Origin of the sequence: Janthinobacterium sp. BJB301, assembly GCF_002735685.1 — a bacterium.
GTDB classification, from domain to species: Bacteria; Pseudomonadota; Gammaproteobacteria; order Burkholderiales; family Burkholderiaceae_D; genus Janthinobacterium; species Janthinobacterium lividum.
This window is the reverse complement of sequence record NZ_PDZJ01000001.1, coordinates 369,335-393,157: the sequence shown is the minus strand read 5'-3', so window position 1 is coordinate 393,157 and position 23,823 is coordinate 369,335. Positions and strand designations below refer to the sequence as shown.

The 23,823-nt window shown below is 63.0% G+C and carries 22 protein-coding genes and 7 tRNA genes; 11 read left to right on the top strand and 18 right to left on the bottom strand.

The features are described 5' to 3' along the window. The first annotated feature begins 43 nt into the window (after window positions 1-43). The 4 genes from CSQ91_RS01865 (at window position 44) to CSQ91_RS01850 (ending at window position 2,093) form a co-directional block, all read left to right on the top strand. Window positions 44-1,222, top strand: coding sequence for a methyltransferase (locus CSQ91_RS01865; protein ID WP_143450918.1), 1,179 nt, complete (start codon window positions 44-46; stop codon window positions 1,220-1,222). A gap of 56 nt (window positions 1,223-1,278) precedes the next feature. After that, window positions 1,279-1,355, top strand: a tRNA-Met gene (locus CSQ91_RS01860). Between the two features lie 89 nt (window positions 1,356-1,444). Next, entirely contained in the window at window positions 1,445-1,954 is a 510-nt protein-coding gene (locus CSQ91_RS01855) for a hypothetical protein (protein ID WP_099387209.1), read from the top strand. 62 nt (window positions 1,955-2,016) lie between these two features. Further along, window positions 2,017-2,093, top strand: a tRNA-Met gene (locus CSQ91_RS01850). A gap of 70 nt (window positions 2,094-2,163) precedes the next feature. Here the strand turns inward: CSQ91_RS01850 and CSQ91_RS01845 are convergent. Continuing rightward, window positions 2,164-2,730 carry a hypothetical protein gene (locus CSQ91_RS01845; protein ID WP_070280460.1) on the bottom strand — a complete coding sequence of 189 codons (567 nt, stop codon included), beginning with the start codon at window positions 2,728-2,730 and terminating at the stop codon, window positions 2,164-2,166. Window positions 2,731-3,055: 325 nt separating this feature from the next. Between CSQ91_RS01845 and CSQ91_RS01840 the strand changes: the two genes are divergently transcribed. From CSQ91_RS01840 to dbpA, 6 genes are all read left to right on the top strand, one after another. Continuing rightward, entirely contained in the window at window positions 3,056-3,574 is a 519-nt protein-coding gene (locus CSQ91_RS01840) for a sigma-70 family RNA polymerase sigma factor (RefSeq protein ID WP_092610191.1), read from the top strand. Window position 3,575: 1 nt separating this feature from the next. Beyond that, window positions 3,576-4,586 (top strand): FecR domain-containing protein, encoded by a 1,011-nt coding sequence (locus tag CSQ91_RS01835; RefSeq protein ID WP_099387208.1) that lies wholly within the window; start codon window positions 3,576-3,578, stop codon window positions 4,584-4,586. 100 nt (window positions 4,587-4,686) lie between these two features. Beyond that, window positions 4,687-7,191 carry a TonB-dependent siderophore receptor gene (locus tag CSQ91_RS01830; RefSeq protein WP_099387207.1) on the top strand — a complete coding sequence of 835 codons (2,505 nt, stop codon included), beginning with the start codon at window positions 4,687-4,689 and terminating at the stop codon, window positions 7,189-7,191. A 116-nt stretch (window positions 7,192-7,307) separates the two neighbouring features. Next, the gene (locus tag CSQ91_RS01825) at window positions 7,308-8,972 is read left to right on the top strand and encodes an acid phosphatase (protein ID WP_099387206.1); all 1,665 of its coding nucleotides are present in this window, start codon (window positions 7,308-7,310) and stop codon (window positions 8,970-8,972) included. 217 nt (window positions 8,973-9,189) lie between these two features. After that, window positions 9,190-9,426 carry a hypothetical protein gene (locus CSQ91_RS01820; protein ID WP_034778081.1) on the top strand — a complete coding sequence of 79 codons (237 nt, stop codon included), beginning with the start codon at window positions 9,190-9,192 and terminating at the stop codon, window positions 9,424-9,426. A 111-nt stretch (window positions 9,427-9,537) separates the two neighbouring features. Beyond that, window positions 9,538-10,965 (top strand): ATP-dependent RNA helicase DbpA, encoded by a 1,428-nt coding sequence (gene dbpA / locus CSQ91_RS01815; RefSeq protein WP_099387205.1) that lies wholly within the window; start codon window positions 9,538-9,540, stop codon window positions 10,963-10,965. Here the strand turns inward: dbpA and CSQ91_RS01810 are convergent. From CSQ91_RS01810 to CSQ91_RS01795, 4 genes are all read right to left on the bottom strand, one after another. Further along, window positions 10,952-11,494: a hypothetical protein gene (locus CSQ91_RS01810; protein ID WP_099387204.1), complete on the bottom strand. Its 543-nt coding sequence runs from the start codon at window positions 11,492-11,494 to the stop codon at window positions 10,952-10,954. The two genes, dbpA and CSQ91_RS01810, sit on opposite strands and share 14 nt — an antisense overlap. After that, a complete protein-coding gene (locus tag CSQ91_RS01805; protein WP_139144567.1) occupies window positions 11,487-12,059 on the bottom strand; it encodes a hypothetical protein in 573 nt (190 codons plus the stop codon). The genes CSQ91_RS01810 and CSQ91_RS01805 overlap by 8 nt, the downstream gene beginning before the upstream one ends. 42 nt (window positions 12,060-12,101) lie before the next feature. Further along, complete coding sequence (cysS, locus tag CSQ91_RS01800) at window positions 12,102-13,478, bottom strand: cysteine--tRNA ligase (protein ID WP_099387202.1); 1,377 nt, start codon at window positions 13,476-13,478, stop codon at window positions 12,102-12,104. A 238-nt stretch (window positions 13,479-13,716) separates the two neighbouring features. Continuing rightward, window positions 13,717-14,868, bottom strand: coding sequence for an MFS transporter (locus CSQ91_RS01795; protein ID WP_034778072.1), 1,152 nt, complete (start codon window positions 14,866-14,868; stop codon window positions 13,717-13,719). Window positions 14,869-15,096: 228 nt separating this feature from the next. Here CSQ91_RS01795 and CSQ91_RS01790 point away from each other — a divergent pair, with 228 nt between their 5' ends. Next, the gene (locus tag CSQ91_RS01790; RefSeq protein WP_052139850.1) at window positions 15,097-15,927 is read left to right on the top strand and encodes an AraC family transcriptional regulator; all 831 of its coding nucleotides are present in this window, start codon (window positions 15,097-15,099) and stop codon (window positions 15,925-15,927) included. A gap of 43 nt (window positions 15,928-15,970) precedes the next feature. Here the strand turns inward: CSQ91_RS01790 and aqpZ are convergent, their stop codons facing one another. The 13 genes from aqpZ to CSQ91_RS01725 form a co-directional block, all read right to left on the bottom strand. Then, window positions 15,971-16,660: an aquaporin Z gene (aqpZ, locus tag CSQ91_RS01785; RefSeq protein ID WP_034778070.1), complete on the bottom strand. Its 690-nt coding sequence runs from the start codon at window positions 16,658-16,660 to the stop codon at window positions 15,971-15,973. Window positions 16,661-16,884: 224 nt separating this feature from the next. Beyond that, window positions 16,885-17,295, bottom strand: a complete 411-nt coding sequence (locus CSQ91_RS01780) for a GNAT family N-acetyltransferase (RefSeq protein WP_070253439.1) — start codon at window positions 17,293-17,295, stop codon at window positions 16,885-16,887. Beyond that, a complete protein-coding gene (locus CSQ91_RS01775; RefSeq protein ID WP_167468645.1) occupies window positions 17,295-17,753 on the bottom strand; it encodes an Ivy family c-type lysozyme inhibitor in 459 nt (152 codons plus the stop codon). The genes CSQ91_RS01780 and CSQ91_RS01775 overlap by 1 nt, the downstream gene beginning before the upstream one ends. A 64-nt stretch (window positions 17,754-17,817) precedes the next feature. Beyond that, a complete protein-coding gene (locus CSQ91_RS01770; protein WP_034778064.1) occupies window positions 17,818-18,228 on the bottom strand; it encodes a hypothetical protein in 411 nt (136 codons plus the stop codon). 29 nt (window positions 18,229-18,257) lie between these two features. After that, window positions 18,258-19,406 carry an amidase family protein gene (locus CSQ91_RS01765; RefSeq protein WP_099387201.1) on the bottom strand — a complete coding sequence of 383 codons (1,149 nt, stop codon included), beginning with the start codon at window positions 19,404-19,406 and terminating at the stop codon, window positions 18,258-18,260. 206 nt (window positions 19,407-19,612) lie between these two features. Continuing rightward, window positions 19,613-20,188: an elongation factor P gene (locus tag CSQ91_RS01760; RefSeq protein ID WP_034758247.1), complete on the bottom strand. Its 576-nt coding sequence runs from the start codon at window positions 20,186-20,188 to the stop codon at window positions 19,613-19,615. A gap of 135 nt (window positions 20,189-20,323) precedes the next feature. After that, window positions 20,324-21,493, bottom strand: a complete 1,170-nt coding sequence (earP, locus tag CSQ91_RS01755) for an elongation factor P maturation arginine rhamnosyltransferase EarP (RefSeq protein ID WP_099387200.1) — start codon at window positions 21,491-21,493, stop codon at window positions 20,324-20,326. A 95-nt stretch (window positions 21,494-21,588) separates the two neighbouring features. Continuing rightward, window positions 21,589-21,664: transfer RNA gene (locus CSQ91_RS01750), tRNA-Glu, on the bottom strand. Between the two features lie 57 nt (window positions 21,665-21,721). Then, window positions 21,722-21,797, bottom strand: a tRNA-Glu gene (locus CSQ91_RS01745). 124 nt (window positions 21,798-21,921) lie between these two features. Beyond that, window positions 21,922-21,997 (bottom strand) — tRNA-Glu (locus CSQ91_RS01740). 242 nt (window positions 21,998-22,239) lie between these two features. After that, the gene (locus tag CSQ91_RS01735; RefSeq protein WP_257217190.1) at window positions 22,240-23,184 is read right to left on the bottom strand and encodes a DUF5694 domain-containing protein; all 945 of its coding nucleotides are present in this window, start codon (window positions 23,182-23,184) and stop codon (window positions 22,240-22,242) included. 410 nt (window positions 23,185-23,594) lie between these two features. Next, window positions 23,595-23,670, bottom strand: a tRNA-Ala gene (locus tag CSQ91_RS01730). A 50-nt stretch (window positions 23,671-23,720) separates the two neighbouring features. Continuing rightward, window positions 23,721-23,796: transfer RNA gene (locus CSQ91_RS01725), tRNA-Glu, on the bottom strand. Window positions 23,797-23,823: the final 27 nt, after the last annotated feature.

Sequence of the window (23,823 nt, the reverse complement as noted above, 5' to 3'; positions counted from 1 at the left end):
GCAGGCGACCATGCCGCGCGCCACCTTCTATCGATTGAATCCCATGTCCGACACTTCTTCACCTACCGTTCATCCGCAGATCCACTGGAGCGAAAACGGCGCCGAGCATTCGGCCCGCTGGCGCTCGGAAAGCGGCATGCCGCCGCCCAAGCGCGTCGTCATCGCCGATGACCGCACGACGGCCGACCAGGCTTACCGCCTGGCCTGCGAAGGCACGGCCATGCTGTGGCGCGGCGACTTCCAGAACGCGCGCCAGCTGCTGCAGGCGCTGGCGCGGCGCGCCGACCACAAGAACGACAAACCGAGCAAGAAGGCCAAGGCCGCCAAGCTGACGAAACCCGAACCGTCCGCCACGGAAGCCTTCCACTTGCACCGCCAGGCCCAGTCGCAACGCGCCCGTACCCTGGCCATGCTGCTGCTGCCTTTCGAGGCCGACTACACGATTCCGCTGCGCCGCGCGCCGGACGTGAAACTGGCGTGCAATGAAGCGTATGGCCGCGGCGAAGAACCGTTTATCGCCTCGCTGCGTGAATTGCTGGGCCTGATCGGCGCGCACGAATGGCGCCGCACGGGCGTGGAACTGCCGGCCCTGGGCCAGCGCATCCACCCGCATTACGGCGTGTTCGCGCCCATCCGCGGCGAATACGTGGGCCTGGTGGCGGAAGCGCCGCTGCCCGCGCGCGCCAAGCTGGCCTTCGATATCGGCACCGGCACGGGCGTGCTGGCCGCCGTGCTGGCGCAACGCGGCATCGAACGCATCGTCGCCACCGACCAGGACCCGCGCGCCCTGTCCTGCGCGCGCGAAAACCTGGCCCGCCTCGATTTGCTTGACAAGGTCGACGTGCTGCAGGCCGACCTGTTCCCTGCGGGCCGCGCGCCGCTCATCGTGTGCAATCCGCCCTGGCTGCCGGCGCGCCCAAGCTCGCCGATCGAATACGCCGTCTACGATCCGGACAGCCGCATGCTGCGCGGTTTCCTCGCCGGCCTGGCCGGGCACCTGGAAGCAAACGGCGAAGGCTGGCTGATTTTATCGGACCTGGCCGAGTACCTGGGCCTGCGCCCGCGCGCGCAATTGCTGGAATGGATACAACAGGCGGGCTTGAAAGTCATCGACCGCCTGGACGTGAAACCCACGCACCCGCGCGCGCAGGACGCCACCGACAGTCTGCACGCGGCCCGCTCGAAGGAAATCACCTCGCTGTGGCGCCTGGCGGCGGCGTAATCCAGGGTCTGAAACCCGGCCATTGCGCATTGCAGCAAACCCCGCTATAATTCGCCTGCGGGGTGGAGCAGTCTGGCAGCTCGTCGGGCTCATAACCCGAAGGTCACAGGTTCAAATCCTGTCCCCGCAACCAATATATGAAAGCCGCTGATTCTTGCAAAGGGATCAGCGGCTTTTTCATTCTCGCCCATTTTGTACAATCATGTTAAATTGAAACTTTAAATGTACAAGGGCCACGCCTTGAAAGCCTGCCGCACTATCACCCTGCTTGCCGTCCTGTGCTTTTCCGCCACGGCACAAGCCCAATCCCAGGCACAGAGAGATACCGAATATCTGCAAGAGTTCGTCGTTCCTTTGGCCAAGCTACAACTTGAAAAGCAAGGCCATTTCCTCCCGCTCGGCGCGGCCCTGAAGCAGGCCGACAAATTCGTCCTCATGCCCGCAAGCACAGCTGCGATGTCGCTACTGCCGGCCGACATCATCAAGCTGATACAGGAAGCCCTGGTGCAAGGCGCCGTCGACGGCGAATACAAGACAACCGCCCTCGTGTATGACGCCACCGTCCCCCTGCCCTCGTCCGGCAAACAATCAGATGCAATAGCCGTAGCGCTCGACCATCGCGATGGCTATTCAATCATCACCTTTCTGCCATACGAACTGCGCGGCAAGAAAGTCCATATGGGCACGCCGTTTACACGCCAGGGAACGGCCACGGTTTTCAAGCAACAGTAAGCGATGCGGCAGGCCTGACAAAGATCATTCCCGCAATGCAGCAAACTCGTATATAATTCGCCTGCGGGGTGGAGCAGTCTGGCAGCTCGTCGGGCTCATAACCCGAAGGTCACAGGTTCAAATCCTGTCCCCGCAACCAATACATAAAAACCGCTGACTCCCGCAAGGGATGCAGCGGTTTTTTCATTCATGCCTGCCCTGCCCCGCCTTTACGCGGTGACGCTGGCCCTGATCTGCCTGGCCGCCGCGTGCAGGCTGGCCGCCACTCGTTCCAGCTTGTCGGCTCCCGCCGTTTCGGCCAGGGCGGCAAACGCGCTGATATGAAACGTGGCCACCATCGCCGGCGACACTTCGAGTTCCAGCGCCGTCTTGCTCAGTTCCGTCGACGCCTCGAGGTAAGGCTCGCTGCCCGCCTCGAAAGCCTGCTTCGTTTCCAGCAACTCCTGGCCGCCCTCCGCCTTGGCCAGGCAAGCATCGACCTTTTGCTGGAAGGCCGGCAAGGTATCGCGCACGGGGCCAGCATCCGGCGCCGCTTCCGGTTCCGGCTCCGCGGGCGCAGGCGCAGCTGCGGCTGGCTTGTCCGCCGCCGGCATGTCGCGCAAAGTCAGCCAGCGCTCGACGGCGAGGAAATCGGCGAACGGCTCGGCCACCTTGGGATTCATCAGCCAGACCTCGCCCGTGCGCCAGTCGATCCTGGCGCCGCGCTCGTTTCTCGCCAATAAAATATCCTTGCCGCCATCGGCATTCGACACCCGGCCGATGTCGAGCCAGTTCATCAACTCCGCCTGGCGCGACATCGCGTTGACCCGGTGAAAGTAGGCCAACCATAAGAATCTGGCGACCAAGAGGACCAGGGCACCGCCAACCATCCACATCATTTTTCGCTCCGCTCCGCACCACATCGACAGCCCGCATTTTCTCACATGAAAGCTTGCGCCAAGGAAACTTTTACATCTGCCGTGCGGCAGCGCAAATCCGGCGCCGCGCGCGGTCCGGACACGCAGTCGCATTTCAGCAACGCCGCGTTTTGCTGATTGCCGGGTGCGCGCCGCTACGCTATTATGAGAACAATTCTCATTTAGATTAAACCAGACTGTACGCATGCTGTCCGCCCCTTCCCCGCCATCCGATTTCCAGGCCCTGTATGCCGAGCACCACTCCTGGCTGCTGCACTGGCTGAAACGCCGCCTGCACGATGCGGGGCTGGCGGGCGACCTGGCGCAGGATACCTTCATCAAGATCTTCGTTGCGCGCAGCAGTGCCGGGATCGCGCAGCCGCGCCCTTTCCTGGCCACCATCGCCAAGCGCCTGCTGGCCAATCACTGCCGGCGCGAAGAGCTCGAACGGGCCTACCTCGACGCCCTGCTGCACCAGCCGCAAGCCTGCACGCCTTCGCCGGAAGCGATGTCCATCCTGCTCGAATCGCTGCAACGGGTCGACCGCGCGCTGGACCAGCTCTCCGCCAAGGCCAAGGCCGCCTTCCTGCTGGCCCACCTGGACGGCATGACCTATGCCGAGATCGCCGCCGAACTGGGCACCACCACGCATTCCGTCAAAAAATACCTGAGCAAGGCCAATCTGCTGTGCTTTTTTGCCGTGCCCGATTTTGCCGCGGCCTGACATGCGCGGCGCCACCGTCTACGCACAGGGCCAGCCCATCGACCTGGCGATCGCCATGCAGGCGGCCGAATGGCTGGCCACCCTGATGAGCGGCGCAACCACGCCTGCGGAAAAAACGGCCTGGCAGCAGTGGCGCCAGGCGCATCCCGACCATGAGCGGGCGTGGAAACACATCGAAAGCGTCAGCGGCGGCTTGCGCGAACTCGATGCGCAGGCCAGCCGCAAGGCGCTGACACAGCGCTCCCGCCTCGCCTCGCCGATCTCGCGCCGCAACAGCCTGCAACTGCTGGCGTGGGTATCGGCCATCGGCATCACGGGCTGGTTCGGCGCGCGCTCGGAATATGCACCCGACGTGGCCCGCGCCGCGCTGGCCGACCTGTCCACGGGCGTGGGTGAGCGCCGCGAGCTGACCCTGCCCGACGGCAGCCGTTTGCACCTGAACAGCGGCAGCGCCGTGAATATCCGCTTTAGCGGCACGCAGCGCCTGCTGCAACTGGTCCAGGGCGAAGTCTTCATCGCCACCGCCCGCGAAACGGGCATGCCCTACCGCCCCTTCCTCGTCGAAACCGCGCATGGCCAGGCGCAGGCGCTGGGCACGCGCTACTCGGTGCGCCAGGCCGGCGGCAGCACTCTCGTGTCTGTCGAGGAAGGCGCCGTCCGGCTGATGCCGCGCCATGGCGATGGCAATCTGCTCATCCGTGCAGGCCAGGGCGGCGGCATGACAGCGCGGCAGCTCTTGCCCGCGCACGCCGTCTCGCCCGACATCTGGGCCTGGCGCCAGGGCTTGCTGCTGGCCGACGCCATGCCGCTGCGCGACTTCGTGCATGAACTGAGCCGCTACCGCCACGGCTTGCTGGGCTGCGACGATACCGTCGCCGGCCTGCGCATTTCCGGCGTCTTCCCGCTGGCCGACCTGGACGCCGTGCTGCTGTCGCTGCCCGACTCCCTGCCCGTCGATATCCGCCTGCGCACGCGCTACTGGGTACAGGTAGAGGCGCGCCAGCAGCGTTGAATATTTATTTAGACGCCAACGAAAAAAAGGTACCCGCTTTCGATTCTCGCGTGACCTGTGTAGGCAACGTTCTTTTTGACGACTACACCACAAGGTAACCATGTCTCCTGCCATTCATTCCAAGCCGCGCATCAAGCGCATGGCGTATGCCATCCAACTCGTCTTCATCGGTTCGGCCCTGCTGCTGAACGCCCGGGCGCCAGCCATGGCGCAGGAAAGCGCGGCAGCGCCAGCGGCCAGCCAGAACATCCAGGATTTCCAGGTACCGGCCGGCGACCTGGCGGCGGCGCTGCGCCAGGTCGCCAGCCAGTCCAGGGTCATCCTCAGTTTTACGCCGGAACAGACGCGCGGCAAGACGTCCGCAGGCTTGAGCGGCCGCCACGACGTGCTGGCCGCCCTGAACGGCGTGCTGCGCGGCACGGGCCTGAAGGCCGAGCGCAGCGCCAACGGCAGCTTTGTCCTGCGTCCGGCCGATGCGGCGGCGGGCGGCGAAGCGCTGTCGATGATGCCGGAAGTGTCGGTCAAGGCGCAGCAGGATGCGACGGAAGGCTCGGGCACATATGTCTCCACCCTATCGATCGCCACGGCCACGCCACTGGGCCTGTCGATCCGGGAAACGCCGCAGTCGGTCAGCGTCATCACGCAGCAGCGCATGCAGGACCAGGGCCTGAACACCATCGCGCAAGTCATGGCGCAAACGCCGGGCATCACCCTGTTCTCGCTGGGCAGCGAACGCTCCGGCTTTACTTCGCGCGGCTATGCGATTACCAACTACCAGCTCGATGGCGTCAGCACGCATTCGGAAAACCTGGGCCTCAATGCGATACCGTCGCAAAGCCTGGCCGACATGGCGCTGTACGACCGCATCGAAGTACTGCGCGGCGCCTCGGGCCTGATGACGGGCGCGGGCGACGCCTCGGGCGCCATCAACATGGTGCGCAAGAAGCCCACGGCGCAGTTCCAGGCGTCCGTCGAGGGCGAGCTGGGTTCCTACGATGAACGGCGCGCCATGGCCGACATCGCGGGTCCGCTGAACGAGGCGCGCACCGTGCGCGGCCGCCTGGTGACGCTGTACGAGGAAGGCGACGGCATCATCGACGGCTACAGCCGCGACAAGAAAGTGGTATATGGCGTGATCGAAGCGGACCTGTCCGCCGACACGAAACTGACAGCCGGCATCACGCACCAGCGCAAGCGCTCGAACGGATCCTTGTCCTACCTGGGCTTCCCCCTGTTCTACAGCAATGGCGCGATGACCAAGCTGCCCCGCTCCTTCAGCCCGGCGGCCAAGTCGAATCGCTTCGGCACCAATTCGACCGACCTCTTCGCCACCCTGGAACACGCGCTGGCAAACGACTGGAAGCTGAAAATCTCGGCCAACCGCGTGCAGTCTTCTCAGGAAGAGCGCTCCGTGTTCATGAACGTGAGTACCGCCTTTGCCGACCAGGCCACGGGCGATGGCCTGCGCATGAGCGCCGACTACCGCGATTACCAGTTGCAGGTCAACAGCGTGGACGTCAATGTGCGCGGACCGTTCAACGCGTTCGGCCGCCAGCACGAACTGGTGCTGGGCCTGGACTACAACGAATTCCAAAGCACGACGGATGGCCGCCGCGACAAGGACATCCAGGGCGCTCCCGTCAACCTGTACCGCTGGAATCGCATGGCAACGCCCGTGTTTGGCGGTACCTTCGTCACCTACGACAGCACGCGCCGCCAGGCCAGCGCCTACGCGGCCAGCCGCCTCAACCTCTCCGAGCGCCTGAAACTGATCGCCGGCGCAAAAGTACTGCGCTACAACGAAAATTACATCTCGGACGCGCCTGAGGCGCAATTTTTCAGCGCATCCCCGGCATCGGACAGCAGCGTCTTCACGCCATACGGCGGCCTGGTGTACGACATCGACGCCACGCACAGCGCCTACGCCAGCTACTCCACCATCTACCAGCCGCAAGCCTCGCAAGACCGCTACGGCAAGCTGCTGGCGCCACGCGAAGGAAAGACCTATGAAGCGGGCGTCAAGAGCGGCTGGTTCGATGGCCGCCTGAACACGTCCGCCGCGCTGTATCTGATCCGCCAGAAAAACCTGGCTGAAACGGACCCGGGCCACACCCTGCCCGGCTCCAACGATCCGGCGTTCCGCACCATCAAGGGCGCAGATACCAAGGGCATCGACCTGGAAGCGACGGGCGCCCTCACGCCAAACTGGAATGTGGCGGCGTCGTGGTCGTACAGCCAGACGGAAAATGCGGAGGGCAAGGCGATCCAGACCACCTTCCCGCGCCACCTGGTGAAACTGTGGACCACGTACCGCCTGCCCGGCGAGCTGAATCGCCTGACCATCGGCGGCGGCATGAACTGGCAAAGCCGCGTGTATTCGGACATCGACGCGTGGCAGATCAACAGTACCCTGCACTGGGAACAGAAGGCGTACTCGGTGGCCAGCCTGATGGCGCGCTACGACGTCAGCGACAAGCTCTCTGCCACCGTGAACGTGGCCAACCTGTTCGACAAGCAGTACACGGCTTCCGTGTCGGACTGGTGGTACTCGGGCATGTATGGCCCGGCGCGCAAGGTGTCGCTGAAGGTGCGTTATCAGTTCTAAGAGCGGCTGAATAGTTCACAGGGGCGCGGAGCCGGTGATACAATTTTCCCGCTTCACGGGCGTTGCCGGCGATTGCCGCCAACGCCCGTGCCCATAGAGACACCCAAGGAGAATGTGTGAAGGACCTCGCCCCCGCCCTGCCAGCCGATCCGGCCGACCAACCCGCCAATCCCTCGCGCCGGCGCATTTTCCAGGCCGCTTCCGCAGTCGGCCTGGCCGCCAGCATGCCGGCATTGGCCGACGCCGCGCCAGCCAGGAAGACCATCGCCAAAGGCTCGCTCGACGCGAAACTCAAGGCGCACGTCAAGAACGTGGTCGTGATCTACCTGGAAAATCGCAGCTTCAACAACCTGTTCGCCAACTTCCCCGGCACCAGCGCCCCCCTGTCCGCCGTCACGGCCGAACAGGCGCAGCAGCTGGACCGCGACGGCAAGCCGCTGGCTACCCTGCCGAAAATCTGGGGCGGCCTGGTGCCGAACCAGCAAAATATCGGCGGCATCGATTACCTGATCAAGGAAGACCAGATTTCCGGCCTGCCGAACGCACCCTACAAATTGAGCGATGCGGCCGGCAAGCCCCTGCCCGAGAGCATCATCACGCGCGACCTGGTGCACCGCTTCTATAACAACCAGATGCAGATCAACGGCGGCAAGAACGACGGCTTTGCCGCATGGGCCGACAGCGGCGGCCTGGTGATGGGCCATTACGGCGAAACGTCGAAAAACCTGAACCTGTGGCAGATCGCCGAACAGTACACACTGTGCGACAATTTCTTCATGGCGGCCTTCGGCGGCTCCTACATGAACCACCAGTTCCTCGTCACGGGCCGGGCCAACGAATACTTCAACGCGGCCGAGACGGCGGCAAAGAAAAAGATCGCCGTGCTGTCCGACGGCCCGCAAGGCGTGCGCCTGGCGATCTCGCCCGACTGCCCCGCCTCCGCGCTCGATGGCAAGCCGAAATACGTCAATGACGGCGCCCTCACGCCGGACGGCTATGCCGTCAACACCATGGCGCCGCCATACCAGCCCAGCTATATCCGCCCCGCCTTCGACGGCGACCCGCTGCACGCCGATCCGGCCGACGCGAATACCCTGCCGCCGCAAACCTACGACACCATCGGCGACCTGCTGTCGCGCAAGGGCGTCAGCTGGGCCTGGTATGGCGGCGGCTGGCAAGCGGCGCTCGACCACAAGGGCGGCGGCAGCAAGCCGAATTTCCAGTTCCACCACCAGCCGCTGAACTACTTCAAGCAGTTCGCACCCGGCACCGCCGCGCGCGCCGAGCACCTGCGCGACGGCGGCACGGGCGACAGCCCGATCTCGAACAAATTCCTCGCCGCCGCCGTGGCGGGCAAGCTGCCGTCCGTGACCTTCTACAAGCCGCAGGGTAACCTGAACCTGCACGCGGGCTATTCGGACATCGAGTCGGGCGACCAGCACGTGGCCAACGTCATCCAGCATCTGAAGGAGTCGCCGCAGTGGAAAGACATGATCGTGGTGATCACGTTCGATGAAAACGGCGGCTGGTGGGACCACGTGGCGCCGCCGAAAGGCGACCGCTGGGGTCCTGGCACGCGCATTCCCGCCATCGTCGTCTCGCCATACGCGAAGAAAGGCGCCGTCGACCACAGTTTTTATGACACCACGTCGATCCTGCGCCTGATCACGCGCCTGCACGACTTGCCGCTGCTCGACGGTCTGAAAGTGCGCAATGACGCCTTTGCGTCACGCGGCGCGCTGCCGCCGGGCGACTTGACGGGCGCCCTGAGCTTCCGCTGACACAACAACAGCGCATCCCACAATGCGGCACGCCTGTGATACACTGCGTGCCGCACTTTAATCCGCAGGTCTGCTTTTCCTGCCGATGATATTCACAATGAGCCCGACTCCTGTAGCCGGGCTTTTGTTTTGTGGATGAAGTTAAAGCGTATGGACATAGGCGGACAGCATGCTGCCCGCCCCTTGGCCTTCGCAGGCCAGGGACAGAGGTTATCAAATGAGAGATAAAAAAGACAACGCCACCATCGACTTGCCCGGTTTCGGCCCGCCGCCAGCGCACGATGCGCCAGAGCCGGCGCCGGAGCCACAGCGCCGCGCCCGCCCGCGCAAGGTGGCGCTGAAGCAAGTGCAGCTCGAATTGCTGGAGCCGACCGACGCCACGGGCCTGCCCGTGTGGACGCGCGACGCCGGCCTGGATCTCACCGGCTTGCCCATCTGGGCGCCCGACAATTAATACCACGCGCGGGCGGCCGTTTGCCGCCAGCTTCCACACCACCATCCGCACAAGGGCGTAGAACGCCTGTAGACTGTGCCCATCCACCCGCTTTTTACCGGCTCCGCCCCTATGAACACCACCACTGACACCACCACTTCCTTTGCCAGCCTGCCGCTGACGCCCGCCTTCCTGGCCAACCTGGACTCGCTCGGCTACCACGAGATGACCACCATCCAGGCGCAAAGCCTGCCGGCGGTGCTCGACGGCCGCGACCTGATCGCCCAGGCCAAGACGGGCAGCGGCAAGACCGCCGCCTTCGGCATCGGCATCCTGCACAAGCTCAATCCGGCCTGGTTTGCCGTGCAGGGACTGGTGCTGTGCCCCACGCGCGAACTGGCCGACCAGGTGGCCAATGAGCTGCGCCGCCTGGCCCGCGCGGCTGGCAACATCAAGATCCTGACCCTGACGGGCGGCGCGCCGATGCGTCCGCAAATCGCTTCGCTGGAACACGGCGCCCATATCGTCGTCGGCACGCCGGGCCGCCTGCGCGACCATCTGGGCCGCGGCACCATCAACCTGAATCACGTGCAGACGCTGGTGCTCGATGAAGCGGACCGCATGACGGACATGGGCTTTTACGAGGAAATCGCCGGCATCGTCAGCGCCTGCCCGGCGCGCCGCCAGACCCTGCTGTTCTCGGCCACGTATCCGGAAGACATCCGCCGCGCCACGGCCTCGTTCCTCGTCAATCCGCTGGAAGTGACGGTCGAGGCGCAGCACGACAACGACAAGATCGAGCAGCGCTTCTATGAAATCGGCTTCGACGAGCGTAACAGCGCCGTCGGCAAGCTGTTGAAGCACTTCAAGCCGGAATCGACCCTGGCCTTCTGCAACACCAAGGTGCATTGCCGCGAACTGGCCGAGGAACTGCGCCAGCAAGGCTTTTCCGCGCTGGCCCTGTACGGCGAGCTGGAACAGCGCGAGCGCGATGAAATCCTGGTGCTGTTTGCCAACCGCAGCTGCTCCGTGCTGGTGGCCACCGACGTGGCTGCGCGCGGCCTCGATATTTCCGACCTAGGCGCCGTGATCAACGTCGACGTGTCGAAGGACACGGAAGTGCACATCCACCGCATCGGCCGCACGGGCCGCGGCAGCAAGAAGGGCCTGGCCCTGTCGCTGTGCGCGCCGAACGAGAAAAAATGGGTCAAGCTGATCGAGCAGTACCAGAACAGCGCCGTCGAATGGCACGACCTGAAGGAACTGGCGGAAGATGACGGGATGGAGGCGCTGCCGGCGCCGATGGTCACCCTGTGCATCATGGGCGGCAAAAAGGACAAGCTGCGTCCGGGCGACTTGCTGGGCGCGCTGACGGGCGACGCTGGCCTCACCAAGGAACAGGTGGGCAAGATCAACGTGTTCGAGTTCATGACATACGTGGCGCTGGACCGCAAGGTGGCAGAAGCAGCCTTCAAGCGCCTGAACGCGGGCAATACCCTGGGCCGCGACTTCGGCAACATCAAGGGCCGCAGCTTCAAGATGCGCTTTATCGAGGCGTAAGCCGCTGCAATGCACGCAGGGCCGCCATGGCCCTGCACCCCGGATAATCCTCCCACACGGGGTGCTGCTTGCGGTAGTAACAGCTCCAGTAACTGACGGCGCGCCGCTGCAGCGTATCCACATACGCGGGGTTCTCCCGCAGGTAGCGCGCCAGCGCCTGCGCATTCCATCCCGGCAGCAGCGCGCCAATTGCCTCGACGATCTCCAGCACGTATTCGCCGCACAGGTGCACGACGAACGGCACCGTCCACGCCCGCTCCTGCAGCAACAGCTGCCTCACACACGCTTCGCGCAGATGGCCATCGTGGTGGCGCGTGCCCAGGCACAGGGCGATCACGCCCGCGTCGCCCGCCAGCCGCGTACAGGCCAGCAGCCGCTCGCGGTCGTAATAGGTGCGCGTCGGGATCAGCAAGGCCTCGCCATTCAGGCATACGGCAAATGGCGGGTGTGCCCGGCTGCTGCCCAGCGCGGGCAGCAGCTGCGCCACAGTGCCGGCCAGCGCCGCCGGAAAGGCATCCGCTTCAGCCATCGCTCCCCTCCCGGCACACTTTGCGCACGCCCAGCGCCGGCTTGTCCATCTTTTCAAAGATCACATTCGAGTACCATGCGGCCGGATCGCCTTCGGTGGGCTTGCCCAGCGAGATATAAAAACCGTCATGTGTGAACAGGGCCGTGGTTTCCTTGCCTGGCCTTGCGGTCTTCAAAAAGGCCGGCCAGGCCGCCTTGTCGACAGGCGCAAACCGCGCGGCCAGCAGCGCCAGCAAACGCGCATGCGAGGCCGGTGCATACGGGAACAGATACAGGTACTCGATCAGTTCGCCGCCGTCCGCCAGGCGCGTGACGGCGGATGTCGCCGCATCCACTTCACCGCCAAAACTGCACAGCACTCCGCCGCTGTAGGCGAAATCGATGACGGTCGCCGGCGCACACGCCTGCCGTTCGCGGTCCACAGCGGCGGGCGGCAGCGCGCGCACCTGCGCCAGCAGCGCCTCGCTCGATGTAGCCAGCGCGGGAAAACCGGGGCAGGCGCTGGCCGCCTGGACGGAGTTCGACAAGGCAAGGCAAAAACTCAATAGCAGCAAACGACGCTTCACGGCATCTCCAGTTTCATCAGGCGGCCATTATGCAGGACATCTTCACAAAGGCCGCGCCTGTTGCCCTTGCGGCGTATCGTCGATGTCATAACCGACCGCGCGCGCCAGGTCGCGCAAGCGGTCCGCCTCGGCCCACTGGCGCTGCGCGCGGGCGATAGCCCGTTCCGCCATCCACGCCTGCACTGGCTGCGGCACTGCCACCTGCGCCGGCTGCCAGGCCAGCAGATCGAGCCCCAGGGCCGCATCGAAGCGGGCCATGGTGGCCTTTTTCACGGCGTCCAGCAGCCCGCTTTTCAGCAGCTCCCAGGCCACCGCCAGCGCGCGCGGGTAGTTCAGGTCATCGTTGACGCAGCTCATGAAACGCTCATGCCATGCAGGATCGGCCTCGCCTTCCGCAGCACCCAGGCCATGCACGGCCACGCGCAGGCGCGCCAGGCCGCTGGCGGCACCACGCAAGGCATCGTCCGTGAAATTGAGGCTGCTGCGGTAATGGGCGCCCAGGCACAGGTAGCGGTAGGCCAGCGGATCGAAGCCCTGCTCCACCAGGCTTTGCAAACGCAAGAAGTCGCCCGTGGATTTCGACATCTTCGCATCCTGGGTCTTGAGGAACGCGCCATGCAGCCAGAAATTGGCCAGGCGCGTGCCGTGGCGCGCTTCCGTTTGCGCGATCTCGTTGCTGTGGTGGACGGCCACGTGGTCTTCACCGCCGCAATGGATGTCGAAATACGCGCCCAGGTGTTTTTCCGCCATCGCCGAGCACTCGATATGCCAGCCAGGGAAACCCAGGCCCCAGGGGCTGTCCCACTCCATTTGCCGCTGGCCCGGCACGCCGCTGAACTTCCACAGCGCGAAATCGCAGATGTCGCGCTTCTCGCCCAGGTCCACCCTCTTCCCCGCCTGCAGGCCGTCGCGGTTCAGACGCGCCAGTTTTCCATAGCTGTCCTGGCGCGTCGTGTCGAAATAGATGCCGTCGTCCGTGCGGTAGGTATAGCCCTTCGCTTCCAGGTCGAGGATGAATGCGATCTGCTCCGCGATGTGGTCCGTGGCGCGGCACCAGACGGTGGGCGGCAGGATATTCAGCGCGCGCAGATCGCCCTCGAACGCGCGCGTGAATTCGGCGGCGATATCCCAGGCCGACTTGCCGCTGCGGGCGCTGCGCGCCTCGATCTTGTCGTCGCCGCTGTCCGCATCCGACGTCAGATGGCCCACGTCAGTGATATTCATCACGTGGCGCACCTGCAAGCCGTTGAATTCAAGCGCCCGGCGCAAGCCGTCGACGAACAGATAGGTGCGCAGGTTGCCGATGTGCGCGTAATCGTAGACGGTGGGGCCGCACGCGTACATACCGGCATGGCCAGGGACGATGGTCTCGAAGGGCCGCAGGTTGCGGCTATACGTGTCGTACAAATGAAGTGTCATGCAGGACTTTCATGCGCGTTGCGGAAAAAGAAAATGGCCACAGGTTTTTCAACACTGTGGCCATCGGAATGAGGAGTAAAAAGTTTAACGGCGCCGGGCCGCATCCTCGCGAAGCCAGGTACACGGACACAGCGCAGCGGCGGCGCGGTATGCAAGGACTGGATGGAGGATGGAAGAGTTCATGAAGAGAATATCGCATGCGCGCGGGCGGGCCGTCAAGCCCTCCCGCGACGCTGGCCTACTTTTTCGCCTGCTCGATATGCGGCAGCAGCACCGTCAATATGCCCAGCAGCGGCAGGTAGGAGCAGATTTTATACACATAGGCGATGCCCGACACGTCGGCCAGGTGGCCCATCGCCGCGGCCGCGATGCCCGACACGCCAAACATCAGGCCAAAGAATATCCCCGCGATCATGCCAACCTTGCCCGGCACCAGTTCCTGCGCGAAGACGACGATGGCGGAAAACGCGGATGAAATCACGAAACCGATGATCACCGTCAATACAGCCGTCCAGAACAGGTCGACATATGGCAGCAGCAGGGTAAATGGCGCGGCGCCCAGGATGGAAATCCAGATCACGCGCTTGCGGCCGATGCGGTCGCCGATGGGGCCGCCCATGAAGGTGCCGGCCGCGACGGCGGCGAGGAACAGGAACAGGTACAGCTGGGCATCGCCGAGCGACAGGTGGAACTTGTCGATCAGGTAAAACGTGTAGTAGCTCGACAGGCTGGCCATGTAGATGTATTTGGAAAACACCAACAGGGCCAGCACGCCCAGCGCACCCATCACCTTGTTGCGCGACAAGTTAGGTCCATGGCCGCCCGCCTTCGGCTTGAAGCTGGCCAAGTGGCCGCTATACCAGTGGCTGACCTTGTACAACACGCCGATGGCCAGCACAGCGAGCAGGCTGAACCAGGCGACATTACCGTGGCCACGGTTCACGATGACGGCCGCCGCCAGCAGCGGACCCAGAGCGGAGCCGACGTTGCCGCCCACCTGGAACAGCGACTGGGCAAAGCCGTAGCGTCCGCCCGACGCCATGCGGGCCACGCGCGACGCTTCCGGGTGGAAGGTCGACGAGCCGACGCCGATCAGGCCCGAGGCGATCAGCAGGGTCGGGAAAGTCGAGACGATGGACAGCATCAGCACGCCCGCCAGGGTAAAGCACATGCCAACGGGCAACAAGAATGGCAGCGGACGGCGGTCCGTGTACAAGCCGATCCAGGGTTGCAGCAACGATGCCGTGCACTGGAACGTCAGGGTTATAAGGCCGACCTGGGTAAAACTGAGTGAAAACTCGGCTTTCAGCATCGGATAAATCGACGGCAATAATGCCTGGATCAAGTCATTAAGCAAATGCACGAAGGCGACGGCGCCCAGAATGTGCATGGCCAGACCGGATTGTTGTTGGGAACTGTGAAGCGAGGGAGCCGCCGGCACTGGCTTGGCCAGTGCTGGGGCAGGTGTGGTTGTGTGCATGTGTCATCCGCAATAATCGGGCACGGCAGGCGGCCCGGCAAAGAAGCCAGTATAGTATGGTCACTGAACTGACAACTTCCAATAATCGTCGCCCAAGTGACAACTAAGTGACAATCAGGTGACAATCCAACGACCCACATGTACACCCACCACCCCGCCCAGACCCACCCCGATGGCGTGCCGTTCAGCCGCAGCACCAGCTCGCACGATTACCAGCACGTGCCGCGCCCCGTGACGGCCATGTCCAGGCAATACGTGGCGGGCGACTACACGGCGCCGCACAGCCATGTGCGGGCGCAACTGCTGTATGCGACGGAAGGCGTGATGCGCGTCTCCACCGGACACGGCGTGTGGATCTTGCCGCCGCGGCGCGCCCTGCTGATCCCCGTGGGCGTCGTGCATGAAGTTCACATCTTGAGCGAACTGAGCATGCGCACCGTGTACATCGATGCGCAGGTAGCGGCCCAATATGGCGCCGATTGCAAGGTACTGGAAGTGAGCCGGCTGTTGCGCGAGCTGATCCTGGCCTTGCTGGCCGAACCGATCGAATATGCGCTGGCGGGACGCGGTGACTGGCTGGCGCATTTGATCCTGTCGGAACTGGCGGGGGCCGATACCGTCCCCCTCGCCATCCCCTGGCCGCGCGACCGCCGCCTGGTGGCCGTCTGCTCGGCCATCATGAGCGCGCCCGGCAGCCGGCGCAGCATCGAGGACTGGGCGCAGGACGCGGGCGCCAGCGCGCGCACCCTGATCCGTTTATTCCCCAAGGAAACGGGCTTGCACTACCGCCAATGGCTGCAGCAAGTCCACCTGGCCGAGGCCTTCTGCCGCCTGGATCGGGGTGAAGGCGTGGCGGCCATCGCCTATGCGCTGGGCTACGCCAGCCCCAGCGCCTTCAGCGCCATGTTCCGCCGCATCCTGGGCCGCACGCCGCAGCATTACCTGAGCGAGTGGCGCGGCGCCGATTAAATGAAAAAAGCAGCCCGCGGGCTGCTTTTTTACATGTTGAAGCCTACTCTTTTTCGCCTGCAATCAAGCGGTATGCCAGCGCGCCCAGCAAGGCGCCGATAATCGGTGCCAGCCAGAACAGCCACAGCTGGCTCGTCGCCCAATCGCCCACGTACAGGGCCACGCCCGTGCTGCGGGCCGGATTGACGGAGGTATTGGTGACGGGAATGCTGATCAGGTGGATCAGGGTCAGCGCCAGGCCGATCGGCAGCGGGGCGAAGCCGGCCGGCGCGCGCTTGTCGGTGGCGCCCAGGATGACGATCAGGAAGAACATCGTCAGCACAATTTCAATGACCAGCGCCGACAGCATCGAATAGCCGCCCGGCGAATGGGCGCCGAAGCCGTTCGAGGCAAAGCCCTTGCTGACATCGAAACCGGCCTGGCCGCTGGCGATCACGTACAGCACGCCGCCGGCCACGATGGCGCCCAGCACTTGCGCAATGATGTATGGCAACAGTTGATTGGCGGGGAAGCGGCCGCCGGCCCACAGGCCGATCGAGACGGCAGGATTCAGGTGACAGCCCGAGATGTGGCCGATGGCGTAAGCCATGGTCAGCACCGTCAGGCCAAAGGCCAGTGCTACGCCGGCAAAGCCGATGCCGAGGCCGGGAAAGGCAGCGGCCAGCACGGCGCTGCCGCAACCGCCCAGGACCAGCCAGAACGTGCCGAGAAATTCGGCGCCATATTGTTTCATGATGTATTCCTTTAAAGTGACGAGAAAACGTGCCAGGGACGACCAATCGGACCGCTCACCACCTTTGCCCCGCCAGGTAGCGACGGCAAAGCACAGCACCAGCAACGCACCGCTGCGTAAGCTGCAGAGCGCGCATAATGACATGATGTCATTATCAATGCAACATTATTGCGTACAATAATGTTAATAGTTCTCTTGACACCTAAAGGTTGTTTTGATAATTCTCACGCTGCAGGACGACGCATATACTTGTGTGGCGCCTCCAGTGGCGCAAAACCAAAGCTGGCATACAGGCCGTGCGCGTCATCGGTCCCCAGCATCCAGACGACATCGCGCACACGCGCATCGCCGAGCGCGGCGGCCACGATCTGCTTGCCATAGCCGCGCCCCTGGTATGGCGGCAGCACAAACACGTCGCGCAGGTAGGCAAAATCCGTGTAATCGGTGATGACCCTGGCGAACGCCACCTGCTGCCCATCCACATAGCCGCCGAAACACAGCGCGTTGGCGATCCCCTTGCGCACCGTTTCGATCGCCACGCCGCGCTTCCAGTACGATTGCTCGCTCAGGTAGCGGTGGATCATGGCCACGTCCAGCTCGCCGCGTTCGCTGGAGATGCGCAGTGGCGCGTGCATCAGTTCTTGAACAACAGGTCGGCTTCGGCGATGCTGGGTTCGCCGAAGTAGACAGTGCGCAAGCCGCCCTTGCCATCGCTGCCCATATACACACCCGTCATGCTGCGCTCGGCCGGGTCGTACAGGATGGAGTAGCGGTGGCCGCAATTGTGCGGTTCGCAGACACTGCTCAGCAGACGCGCCTTGCCGTCGATCTCGACGGGCTTGAGCGGGCTGGCCACGCCATCCGGCACCCAGCGCTGCCGCTTCAGGCCAGCTTTTTTCAAGCCCACATTGAAGGCCTTGCGAAACGCGTAGTCCGCCTTGTAGACGTCGGGGAAATACGGGCAGGTGTGGCCGCCGTCGCAGCTTTGCGCCTGCTCGATCAGCGACAGCCTGGGCGTACGCGCGTGCGCCGGCAGCGCGGCCAGCGCCACGGCGGCACCAAGGAACAGGGGGAACAGCAAACGTGCTGACATGCAATCTCCTAAAAGCATCATGTAATGCCGGCAGCATAGCAGAATGGCATGCTTGCGCACCGTCTCAGGGAGAACAGCGGATACCGACGACCCCGTTGACCTTGCCTTCCGGCCAGCCCGTCTCGCGCCAGCGGTACACGCCGGGCGCGACGATGATCAATTGCCATTCCACCAGCTTGCCAGCGGCATTGAGGCGGGTTTCATTGTCATAGCGTAACGTCAGGCTGTGCTCCGTTTCCGCCACCACCGTCGCGGCAAAGCGGTTGGTTTCACCCAGCTTGCTTTTCCACGTACGGTCGTTGAAGATCGCCAGCCGCTGATGATCGTCAGACAGCTGCATGCGCGTAAAGTGCCGCGCCTCTTCGCAAACACTGTTCGTATTGACGCTGTCGGACCAGCTGCCAGACAATTGCGCGGCGTCAAAAGGAGTCGGGGTGGCGGTCACGGCCGCACTCAGCAGCAAGGTTGCAAGCATAGTTTATCGAAAGAAAACGAAAAGAAAATTCATGGCTGGCGCAGCGCCAGGGTGATGCTCGCCGGCAGCGCGGGCGTGCGCCGGTGCAAAGTCGCCTGCTCATACGCATAGGCCATCGCAATGAGCTGCATGTCGCCGTGGGCCGGACCGATGAAGGACAAGCCGACCGGCGAGCCCCCGGCCACGCCGGCCGGCACAGTGATATGCGGCAAGGCCGCCGGCGCCTGCGATACGCCATGGCAGGTAGGCCCCACCAGCGCATCGAGCCCATGCGAGCCCAGCAATGCTTCGATGCCGCCAGGCCCGGGCGCGGGCGGCATCTCGATCAGTTCCGCGCCCTGGTCGCGCAGTACCAGCAGCGCCTGCCCGATCACGGCATCGGTCCCCGCGCACAGGCCGAACAGGCTGCGCGCCACGCCGATGCGGCGCCCATGCAAGCCGGCGGCATCAAGCACCACGCCATCGGCCAGGCGCTCGCCCCTCAGGGCGGCGAGCAGCCAGGCCGCCTCGCGCACGCTGGGAGCCATCGGCCCGGCCATGGCTGGCTCGCCGCCCTGCCCGCCAGCGGCCCTGCCCGTGGGCTTGATGGCGACCAGGCCGCAGTCTGAAGCAGGCGCGACGATGGAACCGTCCGCGGCGCTGTCGACGGCCAGGATGGTCAGCCCGGCCCAGCTGGCAGTGGCATGCGGCACGCTGACGGCAGCCCACTGGCGTAAATTGCTTTTGCCGATGATGACGGCGCCGGCCGCGCGCAAGCGCGCCGCCACAAAGGAATCGCAGCTGGCCTGCGTGGCCTGGGGGGCTTGCGTGCGCGTCTTCATGCGGTCGCCCGTGGCGATATTGTCGCGCAAGACGACGGGAATGCCATGCAAGGGGCCGCGCACCTTGTACACCTGCCGCTCGCGGTCCATTTCCAGGGCAATTTTCAACGCATCGGGATTGATTTCAATGCCGGGATAGGTCCGCGCGCCGATGCTGCACAGCGAGCGGATGCGCCCTAGGTACTGCGACGTCAGGGCATGGGAGCTGAGTTTGCCTGCCTGCATCATTTGCTGTTGCGGCAAGACGCCGGCATCGAGCAGATGGGCCATGGGGCTGGCGGGCGCCGAGGCACGGGCCAGCACGGGACGCGCCACGCCCCGGGACGCGCCACTGCGTAACATCTGACTGCGCTGCATGCTATCTCCAGGAAACTTCAATGTTTCTACCGCAATAATGTTCTAGCCATAGCATAGCAGTCCCTGCAACACAATTGTTGTTGAAGGGAATTATTTTTTAAGCAAAAAAAACGCCGCCCGAAGGCAGCGTTTCTTGATCATCCAGCACTGGAGCAAGCCAGGCCGGCGTATGCCGGGCCATGCGAGCGGCGCAGTGCAACGATCTATCAGTTGCGTACGACACGCTTGTATTCGTTGGTACGGGTGTCGATTTCGATGACGTCGTCCTGTGCCACGAACAGCGGCACTTGCACGGTGTGGCGGTGCGCGTCGATGGCGTTTTCGATCTTGGCTTCTTTCAGGACGTTGCCCGACGTGTTGCCCTTGACCGCTGGCTCCGAGTACACCACTTGACGGGCGATGGTCGTAGGCAGTTCAACGGAGATAGCTTTGCCGTCGTAGAAAATGGCTTCGCATTCCATGCCATCTTTCAGGTAGTTCAGCGCTTCGCCCAGGTTTTCTTCTTCGATTTCGTACTGGTTGTACTCAGTGTCCATGAAAACGAACAGCGGGTCGGCGAAGTACGAATACGTCACTGGCTTTTTATCCAGAACAACAACGTCGAACTTGTCGTCGCCGCGGAACACGTTTTCCATCGGGGTGTTCGTCAGAAGATTTTTCATCTTCCATTTGTAGGTGAAGCCCGTGCGGCTCGAACCGTTGACATCAGAACGCAACACGATCATTGGCTTGCTGTCGACCATGATGATATTGCCAACACGAATTTCTTTTGCGGGTTTCATAGGAATGTACGTAAAAAGTGGGTTGCATGAAGACCATCTGCCGCCTGTGCGCCATCAGCGCCGCAAGCTTGCGTTTGATCGGTTAAAAATACGTTAGAAATAACCGGGCATTTTACCTTAATTTTGAGCAAGCGCCTATCTCGTCGCGCCAGCGAACGCCAGCAGCTTACTTGCCAGATCGCCATTAGCCTGCATCTGCCGCTGCCAGTCCTGCGCGCGCGCCCTGATGCGCGGCAAATCGGCCTGCAATGCGGGCCACAGCTGCGACCACGGCAAGGCGTCCGCGCTGGCGCCATTCCAGGCCAGCGCCGCCTGCACCAGGCTGTCGATGGCGCCGTCCGCATCTGCCGCATAGCGCTGCAGGAAGGCGCGCAATTTCACGTGATGCAAGTTTTCATCCTGCAGATAGATATGCCAGAGAAACGGCTGGCCGGCCCATTGCGCGCGCACGAAGGAATCCTCGCCGCGCACGAAATTGACGTCGCAGGCCCACAGCAGGCGGTCGTAATCGTCTTGCGGCACGAAAGGCAGCACGCGCACGGTGAGCGCGCCGCGCGTGCGCGCCGCACCAGATACCGCCGCATCGTCGCCGATAAACGCTTGAACGGCATCGATCGCGACGCCTTCCGGCACCAGGCACGTCATGGGTTCGCTCCCTGCCTGCCAGGCCGCAAACAGCTCGGCGACCGGCGCGGACGGGTAGCAGAACAGCGATATTTTCAAGGCGCGCATTTCCGCCGCCGTCACGCCGAATTGACTCAGGAATGCCGCCATGGCGGGTGCATCGGCCTGGAACGCCAGCCTTTTCTCATCCAGCGCCGCTTCGCGCAGCAAGCCGCCCGTCTTGTTCGTGAAGCCGGGAAAGAAGAAATGCTTGATCATGCCGTGGCGCGGCGACGTCAGCGCGTGGCAGCCCTCGACCCACTCTTCCGCCGTCAAGCCTTCCAGGTTCAGCCACACGGGATGCGGCGCGCACTGCGCCATGGCGCTGATATAGCCGGGCGGAATGTCGCAGGCAAAGAATTCGATGACGATGTCGGCCACGTCGCCGGGCACGAACGCGCCATCCTGGCCGCGCCAGTGGCGTACCGTGACGCCGGAGACATGCTGCGCTTCGGCCGCCACGTCGATTTCCGGGCAGATGCGCCGGAAACTCGGCAAATCATCGACCCACAGGGTGACGGCCACGGCATGCTCGCCGCTCAACTGCCGCGCCAGGCGCCAGCAAATGCCGATATCGCCGTAGTTGTCGACGACTTTGCAGAAGATGGCCAGGGATGGTGCGCGATCGATAGGAAGTGGCATATTGAACGGAAAGAGAAAAACGTGGGCATGGCGACCCATAACAAAAAAGCCGCGCTGTTACCAGGCGGCTTTTTTGTTGGCTGATTCAGCCGGTCTGGCGTCCCCAAGGGGATTCGAACCCCTGTACTCACCGTGAAAGGGTGATGTCCTAGGCCTCTAGACGATGGGGACAGAAAATCTGTCCTGAATGCGCTGCTTTGCATCCCGACCTGTTACTACTTGCGAATCTGGCGTCCCCAAGGGGATTCGAACCCCTGTACTCACCGTGAAAGGGTGATGTCCTAGGCCTCTAGACGATGGGGACAGAAATCTGTCCTGAATGCACTACTTTGCATCCTGACCCGGTACTGCAGCAATATGGCAGAAACAAAAAAAGCCTGACTTGTCAGGCCCATTCAGCACTGCACTCTTACTTTACAACTAAATCCTGGCGTCCCCAAGGGGATTCGAACCCCTGTACTCACCGTGAAAGGGTGATGTCCTAGGCCTCTAGACGATGGGGACCTGTGCTGGCTTTACTCTCAGCGGACTCTTCGTTGAAGGCTTTGCTTAGCCCCTCAAAAAAGCGTGCGCGAAGTTTAACACGAAGCGATTCACGAAATCAACTGCTGGCCTTCTTATTTTCCACCTTTTTGCATCCCCCTTCCCTATGGAAACAAGATGATGGCAGGAAGATATGCAAAGCAACAGCACGCCAGGCATGCAGGAAAAACCGCGCCAACCTCCCGGCGCGGCAAAAGCACTCCTTAGCGCAAGATATCGTCCGTACTGGTGATGCGCACATCATGCATCTGGTTAAGATACGCCTCCAGATAGCCCTTGTGGGATGCGCCGACGATGACCAGCACGCGCATACCCGGGCGCGCCGCCATGATTTCACGGATATTCGACGCCATGCGCAAGTTGCGCACCTCCCAGGAGGCGACGTAGTTGCGGCCATACCGCTGCGGCGAAGGCTCTTCGAGCGCCGCGCCAAAATCGCCACGGAAGGCCAGATCCGCCTCGGCGTGTCCGTTATAGGCGCGATAGATCGCCAGCACACCGGCAGGCGTCGTCAATTGCTCCTCAAACCCGGCATGGATGCGCTTGCGCTCGGCCGAAAAGGAGTTATTCCAGGCCGCCCTGATCGCCTTGGCATACGCCTTTTCATCGTCAACAGGCATATCGGACGTATGGTCATCCATGCCATGCACCCGCTCGTGCCCGCTCTTCGCTGCCAGCACGGCAGCGATCTGATAGCTCTCGTTGCGCTGCATCAGCAGGGAATTGAGGTTTGCGGCCAAGGGCTCGCTCACGCCGTCACCGGCGCGCCGCTCATCCGCGGGCAGGCGCAGCCACTGCACCAGCGCCGATGCGCGCTCGCCACCGGCCAGGAACAGGGAGGCCAATGTACGCCGCTGCGCGGCAGACGGCGCCGCCGGCCAGGCGGCCAGCAAACCCTCCGCCTGCGCCGTGGCCGCGACCACATCGAGCCCCGTGGCGGCCTGCGCGGCGGAAGTGTCATAGCAATACGCTTTCACCGTATCGCCATAGCGCTGCGGATAGGCGCGCAGGTAAGCACACTGCAAACCGGAAAGCGCCTCGATCGCGATCGCATCCGGCCGCCAGTCCGCCAGGCGCTCATTGAGCAAGCTCAATTGAGACGGATCAAACGATTTTGGCAATTGCGCCAAATGGGGCGAACCGAGCACCAGCACGTCATTGAACGGGCCCTTTTGCAACTTCAGCGCACCGGGATCGAATTTCGCCGCAGGCGGCGCCTCCGCATGCGCGGGAACGTGCATAACGGCGGCAAGAAAAAAACTGGCAAAAAATACGCGGTGCATCCTGTCTCCTCAATGTGATGGTCCATTTTTTATCAGCAGGCTTGATGCAATCAAGCCGCCAGCTAAATGTAACCACTCCGTAAATCACTGTCAGTTATATCCATGCAACCAATAGGCACAAAAAAAGCCGCCGAGGCGACTTTGAATATCTTGTGACTTAATGCTATTGGCGGAGGTTGACGGCAGCTAACCACGACCACCTGCGAAGAAATCGACAGCACAAATAAAAAAAGCCGCTCGAGGCGACTTTGATTATCATGTGATTTCTGCGCTGTTGGTGGAGGTAAGCGGGATCGAACCGCTGACCTCTTGCATGCCATGCAAGCGCTCTCCCAGCTGAGCTATACCCCCCGGGCGCAGAAACACTGCTACTTCTTTACAACTACAACACCAGAATGAACTGGCGTCCCCAAGGGGATTCGAACCCCTGTACTCACCGTGAAAGGGTGATGTCCTAGGCCTCTAGACGATGGGGACCTCGGCACTACAGTTTTACCACCTTAC